Consider the following 17,765-nt stretch of genomic DNA (forward strand, 5'->3'; position numbering starts at 1 on the left):
TGGGCCGGCTGATGTCGTTGGACACCAGGAGGTCTGCATGCACGCGGTCGCGGCCGGCTTGCACGGTGAGATGGCCAGGCCAGGGTGGATGTTCGCCCGGGCCCAGCCCCAGTCCCGTGCCTCGAGGTCGGGCCGGGGGGTCGACGCGGGCCCCACCGATCGCCAGAATGGCCCGGTGACGCCGCGACCGGCGCCCGGACGCCACCAGGCGGCGTCCCCTGAGGCCAGTCATTCCGACCAGCTCGTCCGCCTGCTCTACGCCGAGCACGCCGGGCCGCTGCTGATGTTCGTGATGCGGCTGACCGGCGGTGACCGGCAGCGCGCCGAGGACATCGTGCAGGAGACCCTGCTGCGGGCCTGGCGCAACGCGCACCGCCTCGGCGTGCAGGGCCAGGGTTCGCTACGGCCCTGGCTGGTGACCGTTGCCCGGAGGATTGCCATCGACGAGCACCGCAGTGAACAGGCCCGGCCGGCGGAGACGTACGACCGGGACCTGACCGCGTTCGCCGAGGCGGACAGCACCGACCGCGTGCTGCGCACGATGACCGTGGCCGACGCGCTGCGTACGCTGAGCCAGTCGCACCGGGAGATCCTGGTGGCGACGTACTTCCGGGGCCGCACGGTGCCGGAGGCGGCCGAGGAGCTGGGCCTTCCGCTCGGCACCGCCAAGTCGCGGGTCTACTACGCCCTGCGCGCGCTGCGCACGGCTCTGCAGGAGAGGGGGGTGACGGAATGAGCCGGGCAGACCACATGGACGTTGCCGCGTACGCGCTCGGCGTGCTGGACGAGCAGGACACCGAACGGTTCGAGGAGCACCTCGCCACCTGCTGGGCCTGTGCCGCGGAGCTGGAGACGATGGTCCCGGTGGTGGGGCTGCTCGCCGACATCGACGGCGAGACGATGATGGCGATGGAGCACACCGCCACCGACCCGGCCCTGCTGGACCGTACCCTCGTCGCGGTCCGCACCCACCGGCGTCGCGCCCAGTTCCGGCGGGTCTTCGCCACCGCCGCCGCGGTGGTGGCGGTCGGCGCGCTGAGCGGCCTGGGGGTGGCCGTCCTCGACGGCAACGGCAACAGCGGCGGCGACCAGGTGATCGCCGAGCCGACGGTGACCGCGACGGTGGACGGCCCGGCGAGCCCGCAGCCCACCCGCTCCGGGCCGGCCGTCGGCGGCAACGAGATCGAGGGCGAGCAGCACGACGCCACGGACGGCAGCACCGGCGTGAAGGCCACCATGTGGCTGGCCCGCAAGGAGTACGGCACCTGGATCGGGTTCAACCTGACCCGGCTGCCCGGTCCGCGCACCTGCCGGCTGGTGGTGGTCCGCAAGAACTCCACCACCGAGGTGGTCTCCACCTGGTCCGTGCCGGGCACCGGCTACGGCACCAACACCAACCCCCAGGACCTCCAGCTGGAGGCGTCCACCTCGGCGCCGCCCGGCGACATCGTCAAGGTCCAGGTGCAGTCGGTCGACGCGAACGGGGTGGCCAGCCCGCTGGTGACCGTCGTCCCCTGACCGGCGAACTCCCGATCGGCGCCGGCCCGCGTGGGCCGGCGCCGTTTCGGCTCTGTGGCGGTGCCGACGCCGACGTGCCTGCACACGTACGCGGACCCGGAACGGTTCAACGGGCTTGAGTGAAATTGCCCACTGTCAATCGTTCAACCTTGACAGTGGACCCTCCGTACTACTCGGTGAACTGCCAAGAATGAGGAGGGCACGTGGCACAGATGAAGCGAACCGTCATCGTCGCGAGCGCGATGGTCGCACTTACGGCCTGCGCTCCCGCGGGTTACGACGGGGCGAACTCCAGCGCTGCCGAGCCGGTCGCCGTCGCCGCGGCCGAGCCCACCGCGGCGGTCGAACCGGAGGCCTCCGCCTCCGCCGAAGCGCCCGCCGCCGAGCAGGCGCCGCCCCCCGCCGACGTGCGCCTGACCGACGAGCTGGTCGGCAAGAAGGTCGCCCGGATGGGCAATGTGGTCACCGACCAGGACGGCTGGATCCTCTACCGCTTCGACAAGGACTCCAACGATCCGCCGTCGTCGAACTGCGTGGACAAGTGCGCCCAGGTGTGGCCGCCCGCGCTGACCGACGGCAACCCGCAGCTGGAGGGCGTCTCCGACGACAAGGTCGGCACCGTCACCCGCCAGGACGGCACCCGGCAGATCACCATCGGGGGCTGGCCGGTCTACCGCTACATCGGTGACAAGAAGCCCGGCCAGTGGAAGGGCCAGGGCGTCGGCGGCACCTGGTTCGTGGTGGACCCGAACGGCAAGAAGAACCTGACCTGCCTGCCGACCGGCACCCCGAAGGCGGTCGCCCCGCCGGCGGCCGGCGACTCGGGCGGCGCGGACGCGGGCGGCTCCGGCTACTCGTACTGATCTCCCGCCGCCACTCAGGACGCGGTGGCCGGTCGCAGCCGGGGAGGGCGCGGCCGGCCATCGTCACAGATACGGGACGACGGCGCACCGGCAGCGTCGCGCGCCCGAAGGTCGTGGCGCCGGTCCGCCGGGGCCGGCGCCACGCGCCGTTCGCCGGACCCCCTCCCCCACGGATCCCCGGGACGGACGAGGGCGGTGGCGCGCCCGACGCCAGCAGACGCGCCGCCGAGGTCACCCCAACCCGCACCCACGGCCGTCCGCGGCCGGTCCGCCTCGGGACGGAGACACCGTCGACGTGCAGGGCGTCGGCGGTGTCGTCCGTCACCGGGGCGGCACGTGGCAGAGTGTCCGGGTGACCTGGACCGAGCCCGCCGCGCGCCGGGCGCTGCGCCCGCCCGCCGACTACCGGCTGGCCGCCTCCGTCCGGTCGCTCACCTTCAGCCCGTACGACCCGTGTGCGCGGATCGCCGCCGACACCTTCTGGTACGCCACCCGCACTCCGGCCGGGCCGGCCACCCTCGCGCTGCGCTCCGGCGGCGGGGAGCTGCTGGCCGAGGGGTACGGCCCCGGGGCCGACTGGGTGGTCGAGCGCGCCGACGCGATCGCCGGGCTGCGCGACGACCTCACCGGGTTCAGAGAGCTGGCCGCCGCGCACCCGCTGGTGGCCCGGCTGGCCGCTCAGCACCGGGGGCGGCGGATGCCGGCCACCGGCCAGGTCTTCCCCCGGCTGCTGCGGGCGATCTTCGAGCAGAAGGTGACCGGCAAGGAGGCGTACCGGGCGTACGCGGCGACCGTCCGGCACTTCGGCGAGCCGGCGCCGGGGCCGATGCAGCCGCTGCTGCTGCCGCCCGGGCCGGAGGTGGTGGCCGCCGCGCCGTACTGGGTCTTCCACCCGTTCGGCGTGGAGCAGCGCCGGGCCGACACGCTGCGCCGGGCCGCCGCCGTCGCCGACCGGCTGGAACGCTGCGCGGACAGCACCGAGGCCACCCGGCGGCTGACCGCGATCGCGGGCATCGGCCCGTGGACCGCCGCCGAGGTGGTCCGGATCGCGTACGGCGACCCGGACGCGGTCAGCGTCGGCGACTACCACGTGCCGAACACGGTCGCCTGGGCGCTGGCCGGTGAGGCGCGCGGTGACGACGCCCGGATGCTGGCCCTGCTGGAGCCGTTCCGGGGGCATCGCGGGCGGGTCTGCGGGCTGCTGGAGGCCGCCGGGATCCAGGCGCCGAAGTTCGGGCCGCGCGCGCCGATCCGCTCCTTCGCCCGCTTCTGATCCCTCCTGGGCCGTCTCCGGCCCTCGGCTGAGCGCCCGCCCGGCCGTGGCGGCCGGCGTCAGCGCCGGGCGCAGAGGCGGCGCAGGGTGCGGGCGAGCCAGTGCGCGTACCCGTGCTGGACGACGCGGCCGGCGGGCCCGGCCGCGCGCATGAACCAGCGGTCCGGCCGGCTGAACGCGGTCACCTCGAACCAGACCGCGCCGGCGTCGTCGCGGGTGACCAGGAATGCCTCCTCCCCGCGCGCCGGGTGCCCGGGCAGGGTGCCGTAGCCGAAACCGGCGCTGCGCTCGTCGTCGGAGACCCAGACCACCTCGCACGGGCCCCAGACCCGCAGCGGCCCCACCCCCAGGCCCGTGGTGACCCGGACGCCCGGGGTGGCGCGCGGCGCGTCGGTGCGCATCCGGAAGCCGGCCGTCCGGTGCAGCCGCCAGGTCAGCACCGCCTCGGCGGCGACGGCGTAGCACCCCTCGGGCAGCCGGTACCGGTGGCGCACGTGGTGCCAGCCGGCCGGCAGCCGCCCGTGCCGGGTCGCCCCGACCTCCTGGTACGTCAGCTCGGACACGCGTCCAGCCTAGGCCGTGTCTCCCGGATCGCGCCGAGCCGAGACGAGGCCCAGGCGGCGCTTCCTCCGACCTCGCGTTGATCATGAAGTTGTTGTCCCGCCACGCCGCGGTTGCCGACAACAACTTCATGATCGACGGGTCGGGGGTGGGGGGTGGACTGGTGGGCGGGCGGGGTGGGTGGGTGGTGGTGTGGTGGGGTGGGGTGGTGACCCAGGTGATCGTGGGACCGGCCGGCGTCGCGGACGCCGGGGAGATCCTCACTGTGCAGCGCGCCGCCTACGTCGCCGAGGCCCAGCGGTACACCGACCCGCTCCTGCCGCCGTTGACCGAAACCCTCGATGAGGTGCGGGCGGTGCTGGCCGGGCCGACGATCGTGCTCGCCGCGCGGGCCGGGCACCGGCTGGTCGGCTCGGTGCGCGCCCGGGTGACCGGCGACACCGCCCACGTCGGACGGCTCTCGGTCGCCCCGGACCAGCAGGGTCGTGGCATCGGCAGCGCGCTGCTGGACGCGGTCGAGTCGGCGTGCGCCGGTCGGGCCGCCCGGCTCGAACTCTTCACCGGCGCCCAGAGCGCGGACAACCTGCGGTTCTACGCGCGGCACGGCTACCGGATCGTCGGGCACCGGCCGGACCCGAACGGGGTACGGCTGGCCGTGCTGGAGAAGCCGCTGGTCAGCCCCGCTCGCAGCGCGCCCTGAGCCCATCCGCCTCGAGCCGCAGGTAGCGCCGGATCAGCCGGCCGCCGAGCAGACCGGTCAGCGGCGCGAGCGGGCCGGTCTGCACCACCACGAGGTCCGCCCGGACCCGGCCGTCGGAGAGCGGCACGAGCCGGTGCTCGCCCCGGGTGCGCACCCCGGGGCTGTCCGACTCCCAGGCGAAGAAGCGGGGCGCGTCGATCTCGGTGACCCGCCAGAGCGCCGGACGCAGCCGGGGCTGCTCCAGCCGGGCGGTCGAGCCGAGCGTCAACGGGCCGGGCTCCAGCCGCCGGGCGGCGCGGACCGAGGCGGTCCACTCCGGCCAGCGCTCGACGTCGGTCTGCACCGCCCAGACGCGATCGATGTCCGCCTCGATCTCCGTCGACGTCGCGAACCGCACGGCACCCTCCCCGTCGCCCCGGCAGCGCACCGCGCGCCACCTCACCCTGACGAGCGTGCCCGCTCGACCGTGACGCGGGCATCCCCCACCCGGCCGCCCGCACCCAACCCGCCGCCCACCTCGGTGATCAAGAAGTTTGCGTCGCACCGGGTGCGATTTCAGACCCAAACCTCTTGATCACCCAGCGGACGGGTTCGGGGGCGGGGCTGGGGCGGGGGTCAGGCGGCTTCGCGGAGGTCGGCCAGGTCGAGCGGGGTACGCCGGCGCAGCAGCTCCTCCAGCTCGGTCACGGTGCCGACCTCGCCGAGTACGTCCTTGCCGCCGCCGAACTCGGCCGGATAGCGGCGGACCAGCCGATAGCGCTGCCGGCCCCGGATCAGCTCCACGCTGACCCGCCACCGCCCGCAGCAGCAGCACACCCACTCCACCCGGCGACGGTAGCTCTGAGCTGCGCAAACGTGATTCGTACGGGAGGGACGGACGGGACGGACTCCGGACACGCCGCACCGCCGCCGCCGGTGATCTGCCTCACGACTGTCGGCACCGTCTGATTGACTGGTCGCCGTGGACCTGCCGATCAATCCCCCAGTGGAGCCGATGCTGGCCAAGAGCGTGGCCAAGCTGCCCACCGACCCCGGTCTGACGTACGAGCCGAAGTGGGACGGTTTCCGGTGCATCGTGTTCCGCGACGGCGACGAGGTCGAGCTGGCCAGCCGGGGCGGCAAGATGATGACGCGATACTTCCCCGAGGTGGTCGAGCAGGCCCGCCGGCAGCTGCCCGAGCGGTGCGCCGTCGACGGTGAGCTGATCGTGATCCGTCGGGACGGCCCGAGCGGCCAGCCCCGGCTCGACTTCGAGCTGCTCGCCCAGCGCATCCACCCGGCCGCCTCCCGGGTGAAGCTGCTGGCCGAGACGACCCCGGCCGACTTCGTCGCCTTCGACCTGCTCGCCCTCGGCGACGAGCTGCTGCTCGACGAGCCGTACCCGCGCCGCCGGGCCCGGCTGGAGCAGGCGCTGGCCGGCGTCCGCCCGCCGGTGCACGTCACCCAGGTGACCACCGACCCGGAGACGGCCCGCCGCTGGTTCGACGTGTTCGAGGGCGCCGGGCTGGACGGGTTGATCGTCAAGCCGGCCGAGCTGCCGTACGAGCCGGGCAAGCGGTCGATGTTCAAGGTCAAGCACGCCCGGACGGCCGACGTGGTGGTGGCCGGCTTCCGCTGGCACAAGTCCGGCCCGGTGGTCGGCTCGCTCCTGCTCGGCCTCTACGACGACGCCGGGGTGCTGCACCATGTCGGGGTGAGCGCCTCGTTCACCATGGCCCGGCGCGCGGAGCTGCTGGAGGAGCTGGCCCCCTACCGGGACATCGGCGACGAGCATCCGTGGGTGCACGGCGACCACGAGCGGGGCCAGCGCATCCCGGGCGGGGTGAGCCGCTGGACCGGCACCAAGAACCTCGAATGGGAGCCGCTGCGCCCCGACCTGGTGGTCGAGGTGGGCTACGACGCGATGGAGGGCGACCGGTTCCGGCACACCGCCCGGTTCGTCCGCTGGCGCCCCGACCGAGACCCCCGGTCCTGCCGCTACGACCAGCTCGACCGGCCGGTCCGCTTCGATGTGGACCAGGTGCTGCGCGGCGACCCGACGGCCACCGTGGAGCCGGCCACCGCCGGCCCCGCGTAGCCTGGCCGTCGACACGATCATGGAGGCTCGCTGGTGACCCCCACTGCCCACCTCGTCCGCCGGGTCCGGCTCACCCTCGCCGGGCTCGCTGCGGCGGCGCTGCTCGCCGCCGGGTGCACGCTGCCGGCCCTCGCGCCGCGCACCGAGACGCAGGGCGGGGCCGCGGCGCCGGGCAGCGCCCCGACCTGGCGGGACTGCCCGGACGTCGCGGAGGACCTGGTGGGGCGCGGCGCGCCGGGGATGCGGTACGAGTGCGCGAAGATCGCCGTACCGCGCAACTGGGGCACCGGCGGCGGCGCGACCGCCGGCCCGGGCGGCGGGGAGACGTTCGAGATCTCGCTGCTGCGGGCCCGCTCGTCGAAGCAGCGGAACCGGATCGGCTCCCTCGTGATCAACCCGGGCGGGCCGGGCGGGTCCGGCGTGGACACCGCCGTCTACCTCTCCTTCGGGCAGGCGTTCGGCGGGCTGCCCGCCTCGATCACCGACCGGTTCGACATCGTCGGGTTCGACCCCCGCGGGGTGGCCCGGTCCAGCCCGCTCAAGTGCATCTCCGACGCCGACCTGGACACCAGCTTCGGCTTCGACCCCGACCCGGCCAGCCAGGAGTTGTTCGACGACTACGTCGCGCTGAACCGGAAGATCGGCACCGGCTGCGGCGACAAGTACGGCGACCAGTTGCCGCTCTACGGCACCGAGCAGGCCGCCCGGGACGTGGACGCGGTACGCGCGGCGGTCGGCGACGAGAAGCTGACCTACCTGGGCTACTCGTACGGCACCCTGCTCGGCGCCACGTACGCACAGCTCTACCCGCAGCGGGTGCGCGCGCTGGTGCTCGACGGCGCGGTCGACCCGCAGCAGAAGCTGATAGCCGGCTCGGAAAGTCAGGCCAAGGGGTTCGAGCGTGCGTTCGGCAACTTCACCCGCTGGTGCGCGGCCAACGCCGGCCGCTGCCCGATCGCGCCGGACGCCCGGGCGGCGGTGACCGCCGCGATCGACAAGGCGAAGGTCTCGCCGGTGCGCGGCGCCGGCGGCCGGGAGGCCACCTCGGGCTGGGTCTTCTACGCGGTCATCTCCTCGCTCTACACGGAGTCGGGCTGGGAGGAACTGGGCCGGGCGATCGACAAGCTCGAGGGCGGCGACCCGGCCGACGTGTTCCGGCTCGCCGACACGTACGCCGGCCGGGAGGAGGACGGGCACTACTCGAACCTCTTCGACGCCAACCTGACCATCAACTGCGCCGACGAGACGGAGAAGCCGAGCCTGGAGCAGATCCGGCAGTTGCAGTCGCAGTGGCGGCAGAAGTACCCGCTGTTCGGGCCGGCCCTGGCGGTCGGAATGCTGGGCTGCGCCCAGTGGCCGGGGCAGCGGGATCCGTACCCGACCGGCAAGGCCGTCGGCGCGCCGCCGATCCTGGTGGTCGGCACCACCGGCGACCCGGCCACCCCGTACGAGCAGACGCCGCGGCTGGCCTCGATGCTGGGCGTGGGGCGGGTGCTGACCTGGGAGGGCGAGGGGCACACCGCCTACCCGCAGACGACCTGCATCACGAACGCGGTGGACGCTTACCTGATCTCCTTGACCGTTCCCAGAGAGGGGCTGCGCTGTCCGGCGCGTTGAGCGGCTGACGCGGCTCCGGGTGGGGCACCTCGATGCCCTGCCGCGTGGCCAACTCCTCCAGCAGGGCCCGCATCCGGCGAACGTCGTTCTTCAACTCCTCCTGCTCGTCGTGTTCGAAGGCGTCGTCGTCGACGATGAGGCGGCTGGCGAAGTGCGCGGTGATCAGCGGGATGACCAGCAGCACCATCGTCGAGATGAGCAGCGCGGCGAGGAAACGCCCCGCCCAGGTGGTCGGTGAGATGTCGCCGTACCCGACGGTGGAGGCGGTGACGACAGCCCACCAGACGGCGTCGGCGGCGCTGGCGTTCTCCACCTGGCCGTAGATGACGCCGGCCACCACGATCATCAGCAGGTACGAGATGATCAGCGTCCGCGGCGAGTTGGCGAACCAGACCAGTCCCCGGTAGATCCACCGGAAGGGCAGCAGCAGGGGCTCCATGCCGCACCATGCTGCCCGCTCCGGGCAACCCACGCCCGCACATCGTCGAGTGTCGCTGTGGCAGGCTGCGGCCATGAGTGACGTGATCTTCCGGGAGGCGGTCCGGGCGGACCTGCCCGCCGTCATCGCCCTGCTCGCCGACGACGTGCTCGGCAAGGCACGGGACTTCACCGAGGTCGACGAGGCGTACGAGCGGGCCTTCGCCGACATCACCGCCGACCTGCGCAACCACCTGATCGTCGCCGACGAGGCGGGCGAGCTGGTGGGCTGCATGCAGATCACGTACATCCCGGGGCTGGGCCGGCACGGCGCCGAGCGCTCCCTGATCGAGTCGGTACGGGTCCGCTCCGACCTGCGCGGGCGGGGGCTGGGCCGGCGGATGATGGAGTGGGCGGTCGACCAGGCCCGGCAGCGGGGTTGCGCCCTGGTCCAGCTCACCACCGACAAGACCCGCGCCGACGCCCACCGCTTCTACCGCAGCCTGGGCTTCGTCGCCAGCCACGAGGGCATGAAACTCCCCCTCTGAGGCGCCAGCCGCCGACCCGCCCGGAAGTCCGCCTGCGGCGCGGCGCGGCACGGCGCGGGCCCACCGGATGACATCGACGCCCTTTGGAACTGATGTCGTAAACGATTCACCGGCAGGCCGCCGAAAGCCCCCGACCCGTTCCCCCGGCCACTCCGGCACGACGTCGGGAGGCATCCCGGTCGAAGGCCGACCGGCGTCGCTCCGGGCTGATCCGTTTACGACATCAGCTCCAAAGCGACCGACCGCCCCTTCCGGAGGCGGAGCGGCCACCCCGGCAGAGCGCCACCCCGGCGCAGCCGCCACCCCGGCCACCCCGGCCAGCCGCCCGACCAAGCCAGACCCCGCCGGCATCATCCCCGGACCGTGCCGGCGCAGCGGCGCCGAGATGGCTCAGGCGTCCACCAGGTGGCCGTCGCGCAGGGTGAGGGTGCGGTCGGCCAGCTCGATGAGGGCCGGGTCGTGCGTGGCGACCAGGGCCGTCATGCCCCGGGCGTGCACCACGGCGCGCAGCAGGTCCATGATGGAGCGCCCGGTCTCCGAGTCGAGCTGGCCGGTCGGCTCGTCGGCGATCAGCAGGGCCGGCTCGTTGGCTAGGGCCCGGGCGACCGCCACCCGCTGCTGCTGGCCGCCGGAGAGCTCGTACGGCCGCTGCGCGGCGTGCCCGCCCAGCCCGACCAGCTCCAGCAGCACGGCCACCCGCTCCTCCCGTTCCGCCGCCGGCACCCGGGCCAGCCGCAGCGGCACGCCGACGTTCTCCGCGGCGGAGAGGATCGGCACCAGCCCGAAGGTCTGGAACACGAAGCCCACCGTGCCCCGGCGCAGCCGCAGCAGCTCGGCCTCACCGGCGGCGGTCACGTCGTGCCCGGCCACCCGCACCCGGCCACTGTCCGGCCGGTCCAGCCCGCCGACCAGGTTCAGCAGGGTGGTCTTGCCGGCGCCCGAGCGGCCCCGGACGGCCACCAGCTCACCCCGGCCGGCCACGAAGGAGACGTCGCGCACCGCGTGCACGGCGTGCTCACCCCGGCCGAAGGTCCGGCTCACCCCCTCCACCCGGACCACCTCGTCGACGAGGGCCGTGGCACCGGCCCGGCCGGCGGAAAGCTGCTCGCTCATGCGTCACTCCCGTTCGGTTCCGGCGTGCGGTCGCCGGGGCGGACCTCGACGTGGTCCGGTTCGAGGTTGAGGCGGACCCGGTCGCGCAGCGCCAACGCGTCGACGAAGGACGCCGGCAGCTGCATCCGGCCGGCCCGGTCGAGCACGGCGTACTCCTCGCTGACCAGCTCGGTGCTGCCGTCGGCGCCGATCCGCGCCGTCCGGCGTACCTCGGAGGAGGTCCGGCCGTCGCGGATCGCGACGGTCCGGCGGACCTGGGTGGCCACGGCCTGGTCGTGGGTGACCACCACGATCGTCACGCCCAGCTCCGCGTTGATGGTGCGCAGCGCGGCGAAGACCTCCGCACCGGTGGCCTCGTCGAGCTCACCGGTCGGCTCGTCGGCGAAGAGCACCTCCGGGTCGTTGGCCACCGCCACCGCCACCGCGCAGCGCTGCTGTTCACCGCCGCTGAGCTGGCCGGGGCGCCGGTCGGCGCAGTAGCCCACCCCGACCAGGTCCAGCAGCTCCTCGGCCCGCCGCCGCCGGGCCCGCCCGCCGCCGGCCCGGCCGGCCAGCTTCATCGGCAGCTCGACGTTCTCCCGCGCGGTCAGGTACGGCAGCAGGTTCCGGCCGGTCTGCTGCCAGACGAAGCCGACCACGTCCCGCCGGTAGCTCAACCGTCGCCGGTTGGAGAGGGCGAGCAGGTCGTAGTCGGCGACCCGGGCGATCCCGGCGGTCGGCGTGTCCAGCCCGGACAGGATGTTGAGCAGCGTCGACTTCCCGGAGCCGGACGCGCCGACGATCGCCACCAGCTCGCCCCGGTCGATGACCAGGTCGAGCCCCTGCAGGGCGACCACCTCCACCCCCTCGGTCTTGAAGATGCGGACCAGGCCGTCGCAGACGATGTGCCCGCGCAGGCGGTCCTGCCCGCCGGCCCGCTCGGCCGCGCGCTGCGCGGCCCGCCGCTGCAACGCGGCGAGATCCGGTACGGCGGACGTCTCGGCGGTAGCGGTCATCTCAGCTCTCCTCTCCGAGCCGGAGCACCTCGCCGAGGCGCATCCGACGGTTGTTCACGGCCTCGACCGCGACGGCGAAGGCCAGCGCCAGCAGGGCCAGCCCGAGCACCCCGACCACCAGGCCGGGTTCGAAACGCACCGTCACCGGCGCCCCGCCGGTGAACGCGGACAGCCCCAGCACCGGGTTCAGCAGCACCGGCAGCAGGGCGCCCACCACGGCGCCGGTCAGCACCGAGACCACCACCAGCGGGGCGAGTTCCACCAGCAGCAGGCCCCGCCACTGCCGGCGGGACAGCCCCATCGTGCGCAGCCGGGACAGCACCTGCGCCCGACCGCGGGCGCCCGCGAGCACCGCGAACGCCAGCGCGAGCAGGCCCAGGACGCCGCCGCCGGCCGCGCCGGTGGCGAAGCCGAAGACGAGCAGCCCGTTGACCCCGCTGCCGCCCAGCCGCTCCCGCTCGGCCGCCCAGGTCGTCACCTGCGGGGGCAGCGGTCGCTTCCCGCCGGTCACCGCGCCGCTGGTCTGGTAGCGGGTCTGTCCCTCCTCGGCGACCCGCCCGAGCGCCGCCGGGTCGACGGTGGCGTCCCCCGCGGCGAGCAGGAACCCGGTCGGCGCGAGCGGATGCGGGGCGTTGGCGGGCAGCCCCGGCCAGGGCAGCACCAGGAACCGTCCGGTCCCGCCCGGGATCAGCGGGAACTCCTCCGCCGTGCCGGCGACCCGGAACGGCAGCCGGTTGCCCTGCACGTCCACCCAGCCGGGCCGGCGACCCGCGCCGTCGGCGAGTTCCGCGTCGGCGAGGGCGGCGGCGAAGTCCGGCGACACCAGCGCGGGCAGCGCCGTCGCGACGTCCCCGCCGGCCCGCAGCGCGGCGGACACCGCCAGGTCGAGCCCCGAGCGCCGGGCCACCTCCGCGAAACCGGCGGGCTCCACCAGCAGCACGTACGCCTCGCCGGCCCCGCCGGGGCTGCCGTCGGAGTCGGCGTAGAGCCGCTGGCCGGGGGTGGCCAGCACGGGGGTGACCGCCCGGATCCCGGGGAGTCCGGCCAGCTCGGTCGCCGTGTCCGGGGCGAACCGGTCGCCGCTGACCAGGGCGTCGGCCGGCACCGTTCGGGTGACCGCCCGGTCCCGCCCGTCCTCGATGCCGACGGCGAGCACCCCGCAGAAGGCCGCCGTGGCGACCGCCAGCACGACCACCACCAGCGGCCCGGCCACCCCGGCCCGACCGGCGCGGGCGGTGCCGAGGAAGGCGACCGCGCCGCGCGCCCGCGCGGCCAGCCGGCTGAACAGCCGCAACGGCCACGGGTACGCGCGCAGCGCCAGCAGCGCGGCGGCGATCGCGAGCAGCACCGGCACCGACACCAGCAGCGGGTCCACCTCGTCGCCGAGGGCGAGTCCCCGGCGGCGCAGTAGGAACGCGGCGAGCGCCGCCAGGCCGACCACGGTGACCTCGACGGTGAGCCGGCCCGCGCCACCCCGGGCGCGCAGCAGGTCCCCCCGACCACCGCCGACCCGCTGGCCGGTCAGCACCGCCACCGGCAGCGCCAGGGTGGCGAGCACCGCCGCCGCCACGGTCAGCCGGCTCGCCGCGTCGGGTGTGCCGGCGCCCAGCGGGTCGGCGGGAAGCAGGCCGCCGAGCAGCCACCCGGCCACCGCGGCGACCGGCACCACCAGCAGCGACTCGGCCAGGCCGCGCCGGACCACGGCGGTGGTCGAGCCGCCCCGGGCACGCAGCAGCAGGTACTCGTCGCGGCGGCGGCGCACCGCCAGCCGGGCGGCGAGCACGGTGAGGCCGGCGAGGGTGGCGAGCACCCCGGCGGCGATGACGGTCAGCAGCGTACGGGCGGCGGCGAGCGAGTGCGCGTACTGCCGCAATGGGATGTCGGCGCCCTGGGCGAGCAGCAGCCCGGCGGGGCGCTCACGGTCCAGTTGGGCGACGCCGTCGACCACCGCGTCGAGGCGACCCGGGGTGAGCCGCTCGGGATTCATCCGGTAGCGCCAGCTGAAGCCGACCGCCCAGCCGGCCGCCGCCCGATCGTCGAAGCCGGCGTCGTCGGTCAGCCCCACCATCTGGAAGGGCTGACCGTCGCCGACCGGTGGGGTGAGCAGCAGCGCCAAGGGGAGCGCGTCCCAGGCGCCGCTCTCGGCGTCGACGGGCCGGAACAGGCCGACCACCGCGACGGTCGTGGCGGCGTACTCCCGGCCGTCGGGGGCGTGCAGCGCCAGGTGCAGCCGGCTGCCGGCGCGCAGGCCGAGCTGCCGGGCGACCGGTTCGGCGAGCACGGTCTCCACCGGCGCGGCGCGGTCCGCCCCCTCGCCCGGCCAGCGGCCGTCGACCAGGGTGGCCGACTCCCGCAGCCCGGTCATGGTGCGCAGGCTGAGGTCGATCAGCCCCTTGTCGGTGAGTTCCGGCCCGGTCAGCCGGCCGAACTCGGTGTCGGCGACGTACCAGCGCTCGTCGACCACCTCGCGCACCGGCGCGGGCATCTGCCCCGCCAGCGAGTCCAGGGTGGCCCGCTGGGTGGCCGCCACCCCCGGTGCCGGCTGCGGCTGCGCGGGCCGGGTGTAGAGCAGGTCGCGCCGGGGTCCGGGCAGGTCGGCCAACTGCTCGCGCAACCCCTGGCCGGAGAGCCGGTCCGCGATCCGCGGCATCCCGGTGACCAGCAGCGCGGTGACCAGCGCCAGCACGGCGAGGAGCAGGAAGTGCCCCCCGTACGCGCGCACCCGGTGCAGCACGGCCAGGACGCTCATCGTTCTCCCCCGATCCGCAGCCGGGCGGCCGCGACGCGTTGCCGGATGCCGGTGGTCAGGACGGCGCTGAACGCCAGCGCGGCCAGCAGCAGCCCCAGCGCGGTCAGGCCGATCGGCGTCCAGGGCAGGGTGAAGGCCGCCTCCGGCACGGGCCGGCCGGCGCTCGGGGTGAGGATCACCAGCGGGGCCATGGTGGCGCCCACTCCCGCCCCGACCAGCAGGCCGACGGCGACCCCGATGCCGGCCAGGAAGGTCTGCTCGGCCAGCAGCGCGCGGGCCAGCAGGGGTGGCCCGGCGCCGAGGGTGTGCAGGACCGCGAACTCGCCGAGCCGGTGCCGGGCGGTGGCCCACACGTCCACGGCGAGGCCGACCAGGGCGAGCAGCACCGACCCGAGGGCCGCGGCGAGCAGCCCGGTCCGCGCGCCCCGCCAGTACGGGTCCCGGGCGGCCTCCGCGGCGGCGGCCCGCCGGTCGAGGACGGTCACCCCGGGCAGCTCCCGGATCGCCGCCGCCGCGGCGGCGTGCTGACCGGCGTCGGTGCGCAGCCACCACTCCGGCACCGGCCGGACGGTGGCCCGCTGCCGGACCAGCCAGTCCGTGGCGGCGGGCAGGTCGATCAGCATCGCGCCGCCGGCCTCGACGGCGCCCGGCACCGCGTCCAGTTCGCCGACCACCCGCACCGGCACGGACGCCCCGGAGAGGGCGAGCGGCACGACGTCGCCGGGCCGGACGTTCAGCGCGGTCAGCACCTGCGGGGTGACCAGCGCCGGCACCGGCGTGTTCGGCCCCGCCGGTACGACGGCGAAGCGGACCGTCGGCTGCCGGGCGAAGCGGCCGCCCTCGGTCAGCGTGATGGTGTAGTCGGCGTCCACCCCGCCGGGAGTGACGGCGCTCGTCGCCACCGGCGCCTCGCCGACCGCGTCGACCATCGACCACTCGCCGGTCAGCGCGACCGGCTGGGCGCTGCCCGCCGCGTCGGTCACCCGCAGCCCGTCGACCCGCAGGCCGTAGCCGCGGGCCGCCGCGTCGCCGGCGTCGGCCTGGAAGCCGGCCACTCGCCAGGCGGCACCGGCGGGCAGGTCGACCGCGAAGGGCACCGGCCGGTCGACCAGGGAGTCGGTGGTGGCCAGCGGCAGCGCCAGGGCAAGTCCGTCGGCCCGGGTGAGCAGCACCGACACCTGGATCCGCTGGCCGATCACCGGCTCGCGTACCGGGGTGCGGAGGGTGCCGGTGAGCTGCCGGGCGTCGGCGGGCAGCGGGACACCGGCCGGCGCGCCGCGGTCCCGGGCCAGCCGGCCGAGCAGCTCGTTCGGGGGCTGTTCGGCGAGGCGGTCGGCGATCAGGGCCACGTCCGGGGCGGCGGCCGCGTCCAGGGCGAGCACGGTGGTCGGCAGGTCGCCGCGGCCCAGGCGCACCTCGTCCCGCCAGGCCGGCAGCACCCGCTCGGTCCCCGGCACGGCGGCCAGCCCGGCGGACCGGTCCACCGGCGCGGCGCCGCCGCGCTCGACGACCCGCAGGTCGGCCCCGACGGTGTGGTCGGCCTGGTCGGTGTGCGACCGCTCCCAGGTGCTGACCAGCGACCAGGCCAGGGTGCTGCCGCCGACGGCGAGCGCGAGCAGCAGCACCGGCCCGGCGTGCGGGCGGCGGCCCGCCTGCCACATGCCGAACATGGTCGCCGTCCACGGTCGCCGGTCGACGAACCGTTCCGCGACCCGGGTGGCCGGGGGCAGCAGCCGCAGGGCGAGCACCGCCCCGGCCAGCACGCCGAGGGTGGGCGCGACGGCGAGCAGCGGGTCGATCCCGAGCCGACCGGCCGCGCCGGCCAGCGGCGAGGAGTACTGCCGTAGCTGCGTCCAGGCGAGCAGGGCGAGCAGCACCAGGGCCAGGTCCACCCCGGCCCGCTGCACGGTGGCGGCCCGGGTGGGGCGGGACCGGGCGGCCATGTCGGCGACGTAGCTGCCGGCGCGGCGCAGGGCCGGCAGCACCATGGCGAGCAGGCAGCCCACCGCCGCGGCGACAGCGACCGCCCAGACGCCCCCGGCACCGCCGCTGTCCAGCCGGAGGCCGCCCGGGCTCTCGCCGCCGCTGATCCCGCGCAGCGCCGCGCCGGCCAGCGGCGGCGCGAGCAGCGCGGCCGGCAGCACCACCAGCGTCGCCTCGCGTACGGCGAGGTTGGCGAGCTGGCCCCGGGCGGCTCCGCGGGCGCGCAGCAGCGCGGTCTGCGCCCGCCGGTCCTCGTTGAGCAGCGCGGCGACCAGCACCAGCGCGTAGCCGCCGAGCACCACGATCAGCAGCAGCGGGGTGAGCAGCGCCGAGCGGCCCACCAGGTCGGCCCGGCCGAGCCGGTCGATCAGCCGGTCCAGGCCGGTGAGGCTCTGCGCGGAGGAGCCGAGACCGGCCTTCTCGGGCACCTCGACGGCGGCGACCGCGACCGCCTCCTTCACCTCGGGCAGCCGGCTCGGCGCGACGCTGCGCAGGTCCGGCTCGATTACCCAGGAGATCGAGGTGGAGCCGGGGAAGGTGCGGGCGAAGTCGGCCGGGTCGAGGGCGAACGGGCCGTACGAGCCGCTGTCGCCGCCGCCGGTGCCGTTCACCCCCGGCGCGAGCTGCCAGTACGCGGCGGCCGGGTCGCGGGGGCGGAAGATCCCGGCGACCACCACGTCGGCGGCCCGTCCGGAGCTGCGGTCGGTCATCGGCACCCGGGCGCCGGGGGTGAGCCGCAGCGCGCCGGCGACCCGCTCGGGCACGGTGACCTGGGTCGGGTTCGCCCCGGCGGTGGGCCAGTCGCCGCCGACCAGCTCGGCGTGCGCGGCGAGGCCGTCGAGGGTGGCCAGGTCGGCGAAGACCGGGTCGTCGGTGCGGGCGGCGCCGAGGTCGCCGGTCAACTCCCGGCCGGTGCCGTGGCGGGCGCCGGACACGGTGACCCTGGCCCCACCCAGCCCGCCGGCGAACCGGTCGCGGACCGTCCGGTCCCGGCCGGCGGCCTCGGTGGCGTCCCGGCCACCGGAGCCGCTGATCAGCAGGCTGCGCTCGGCGGCGGGCGCCGCCGCCAGCATCGCCCGCTGCCCCGCGTCGACCGCCCGCTGGTTGTAGTCGGACAACCCGGTGACCAGCGCGACGGCGACCAACGCGGCGACCGCCGCCGCCAGCAGCAGGCCCCGCGCCTCGCGGGCCCGCCTCCACACCAGCTTCATCCGTACGCCTCCCCCGGGGCCCTCGCTGGGCCGGTGACCAGGTAAAGCGGGTACGGGCCGGAAAAGGTTCGCGCCCTTTACATGATCGTTACCGAGCGCCGTCCCAGCGCAGGCCGGCCAGCGTGGCGGCCGCGCGCAGC

The 17,765-nt window shown here is 75.6% G+C and carries 16 protein-coding genes; 8 read left to right on the forward strand and 8 right to left on the reverse strand.

Going from position 1 to position 17,765, the window contains the following annotated elements:
• The first annotated feature begins 37 nt into the window (after positions 1-37).
• The 4 genes from GA0074696_RS24600 to GA0074696_RS24615 all read left to right on the forward strand — a co-directional run bounded on the left by GA0074696_RS24600 (position 38) and on the right by GA0074696_RS24615 (position 3,654).
• Complete coding sequence (locus GA0074696_RS24600) at positions 38-736, forward strand: sigma-70 family RNA polymerase sigma factor (protein ID WP_088963279.1); 699 nt, start codon at positions 38-40, stop codon at positions 734-736.
• Positions 733-1,518 (forward strand): anti-sigma factor family protein, encoded by a 786-nt coding sequence (locus tag GA0074696_RS24605; RefSeq protein WP_088963280.1) that lies wholly within the window; start codon positions 733-735, stop codon positions 1,516-1,518. Before GA0074696_RS24600 ends, GA0074696_RS24605 begins: the two co-directional genes overlap by 4 nt.
• A 203-nt stretch (positions 1,519-1,721) precedes the next feature.
• The gene (locus GA0074696_RS24610) at positions 1,722-2,381 is read left to right on the forward strand and encodes a COG4315 family predicted lipoprotein (RefSeq protein ID WP_088963281.1); all 660 of its coding nucleotides are present in this window, start codon (positions 1,722-1,724) and stop codon (positions 2,379-2,381) included.
• Between the two features lie 352 nt (positions 2,382-2,733).
• The gene (locus tag GA0074696_RS24615) at positions 2,734-3,654 is read left to right on the forward strand and encodes a DNA-3-methyladenine glycosylase family protein (protein ID WP_088964784.1); all 921 of its coding nucleotides are present in this window, start codon (positions 2,734-2,736) and stop codon (positions 3,652-3,654) included.
• Positions 3,655-3,713: 59 nt separating this feature from the next.
• Here GA0074696_RS24615 and GA0074696_RS24620 read toward each other — a convergent pair whose 3' ends face one another.
• Positions 3,714-4,217, reverse strand: coding sequence for a DUF1990 family protein (locus GA0074696_RS24620; protein WP_088963282.1), 504 nt, complete (start codon positions 4,215-4,217; stop codon positions 3,714-3,716).
• A gap of 203 nt (positions 4,218-4,420) precedes the next feature.
• Here GA0074696_RS24620 and GA0074696_RS24625 point away from each other — a divergent pair, with 203 nt between their 5' ends.
• Positions 4,421-4,915, forward strand: a complete 495-nt coding sequence (locus GA0074696_RS24625; RefSeq protein WP_172894724.1) for a GNAT family N-acetyltransferase — start codon at positions 4,421-4,423, stop codon at positions 4,913-4,915.
• Here GA0074696_RS24625 and GA0074696_RS24630 read toward each other — a convergent pair.
• The gene (locus GA0074696_RS24630; RefSeq protein ID WP_088964786.1) at positions 4,890-5,312 is read right to left on the reverse strand and encodes an SRPBCC family protein; all 423 of its coding nucleotides are present in this window, start codon (positions 5,310-5,312) and stop codon (positions 4,890-4,892) included. The two genes, GA0074696_RS24625 and GA0074696_RS24630, sit on opposite strands and share 26 nt — an antisense overlap.
• Before the next feature lie 218 nt (positions 5,313-5,530).
• Entirely contained in the window at positions 5,531-5,740 is a 210-nt protein-coding gene (locus tag GA0074696_RS24635) for a hypothetical protein (protein ID WP_088963283.1), read from the reverse strand.
• Between the two features lie 136 nt (positions 5,741-5,876).
• Between GA0074696_RS24635 and GA0074696_RS24640 the strand changes: the two genes are divergently transcribed.
• The gene (locus GA0074696_RS24640; RefSeq protein WP_088963284.1) at positions 5,877-6,992 is read left to right on the forward strand and encodes an ATP-dependent DNA ligase; all 1,116 of its coding nucleotides are present in this window, start codon (positions 5,877-5,879) and stop codon (positions 6,990-6,992) included.
• 33 nt (positions 6,993-7,025) lie between these two features.
• Positions 7,026-8,609 carry an alpha/beta hydrolase gene (locus GA0074696_RS24645; RefSeq protein WP_088963285.1) on the forward strand — a complete coding sequence of 528 codons (1,584 nt, stop codon included), beginning with the start codon at positions 7,026-7,028 and terminating at the stop codon, positions 8,607-8,609.
• Here GA0074696_RS24645 and GA0074696_RS24650 read toward each other — a convergent pair.
• Positions 8,536-9,048, reverse strand: coding sequence for a potassium channel family protein (locus tag GA0074696_RS24650; protein WP_088963286.1), 513 nt, complete (start codon positions 9,046-9,048; stop codon positions 8,536-8,538). The two genes, GA0074696_RS24645 and GA0074696_RS24650, sit on opposite strands and share 74 nt — an antisense overlap.
• Before the next feature lie 73 nt (positions 9,049-9,121).
• On the opposite strand from GA0074696_RS24650, the gene GA0074696_RS24655 reads away from it, so the two are divergent.
• Positions 9,122-9,574 (forward strand): GNAT family N-acetyltransferase, encoded by a 453-nt coding sequence (locus GA0074696_RS24655; protein WP_088963287.1) that lies wholly within the window; start codon positions 9,122-9,124, stop codon positions 9,572-9,574.
• A gap of 390 nt (positions 9,575-9,964) precedes the next feature.
• Here the strand turns inward: GA0074696_RS24655 and GA0074696_RS24660 are convergent, their stop codons facing one another.
• The 4 genes from GA0074696_RS24660 to GA0074696_RS24675 are packed head-to-tail and all read right to left on the reverse strand — an operon-like array spanning position 9,965 to position 17,625.
• Positions 9,965-10,687 carry an ABC transporter ATP-binding protein gene (locus GA0074696_RS24660; protein WP_088963288.1) on the reverse strand — a complete coding sequence of 241 codons (723 nt, stop codon included), beginning with the start codon at positions 10,685-10,687 and terminating at the stop codon, positions 9,965-9,967.
• Complete coding sequence (locus GA0074696_RS24665) at positions 10,684-11,682, reverse strand: ABC transporter ATP-binding protein (RefSeq protein WP_088963289.1); 999 nt, start codon at positions 11,680-11,682, stop codon at positions 10,684-10,686. The genes GA0074696_RS24660 and GA0074696_RS24665 overlap by 4 nt, the downstream gene beginning before the upstream one ends.
• A 1-nt stretch (position 11,683) precedes the next feature.
• Entirely contained in the window at positions 11,684-14,431 is a 2,748-nt protein-coding gene (locus tag GA0074696_RS24670; protein ID WP_088963290.1) for an FtsX-like permease family protein, read from the reverse strand.
• Positions 14,428-17,625, reverse strand: a complete 3,198-nt coding sequence (locus GA0074696_RS24675; protein ID WP_088963291.1) for an FtsX-like permease family protein — start codon at positions 17,623-17,625, stop codon at positions 14,428-14,430. The genes GA0074696_RS24670 and GA0074696_RS24675 overlap by 4 nt, the downstream gene beginning before the upstream one ends.
• Between the last annotated feature and the right edge of the window lie 140 nt (positions 17,626-17,765).

It is taken from the genome of Micromonospora purpureochromogenes (assembly GCF_900091515.1).
GTDB classification, from domain to species: domain Bacteria; phylum Actinomycetota; class Actinomycetes; order Mycobacteriales; family Micromonosporaceae; genus Micromonospora; species Micromonospora purpureochromogenes.

Excerpts from the sequence above, each read along its gene's own strand:
- GA0074696_RS24675 (WP_088963291.1), bottom strand. The coding sequence starts at position 17,625 with ATGAAGCTGGTGTGGAGGCGGGCCCGCGAGGCGCGGGGCCTGCTGCTG.
- GA0074696_RS24665 (WP_088963289.1), bottom strand. The coding sequence starts at position 11,682 with ATGACCGCTACCGCCGAGACGTCCGCCGTACCGGATCTCGCCGCGTTG.
- GA0074696_RS24605 (WP_088963280.1), top strand. The coding sequence starts at position 733 with ATGAGCCGGGCAGACCACATGGACGTTGCCGCGTACGCGCTCGGCGTG.
- GA0074696_RS24655 (WP_088963287.1), top strand. The coding sequence starts at position 9,122 with ATGAGTGACGTGATCTTCCGGGAGGCGGTCCGGGCGGACCTGCCCGCC.
- GA0074696_RS24670 (WP_088963290.1), bottom strand. The coding sequence starts at position 14,431 with ATGAGCGTCCTGGCCGTGCTGCACCGGGTGCGCGCGTACGGGGGGCAC.
- GA0074696_RS24660 (WP_088963288.1), bottom strand. The coding sequence starts at position 10,687 with ATGAGCGAGCAGCTTTCCGCCGGCCGGGCCGGTGCCACGGCCCTCGTC.
- GA0074696_RS24650 (WP_088963286.1), bottom strand. The coding sequence starts at position 9,048 with ATGGAGCCCCTGCTGCTGCCCTTCCGGTGGATCTACCGGGGACTGGTC.
- GA0074696_RS24600 (WP_088963279.1), top strand. The coding sequence starts at position 38 with ATGCACGCGGTCGCGGCCGGCTTGCACGGTGAGATGGCCAGGCCAGGG.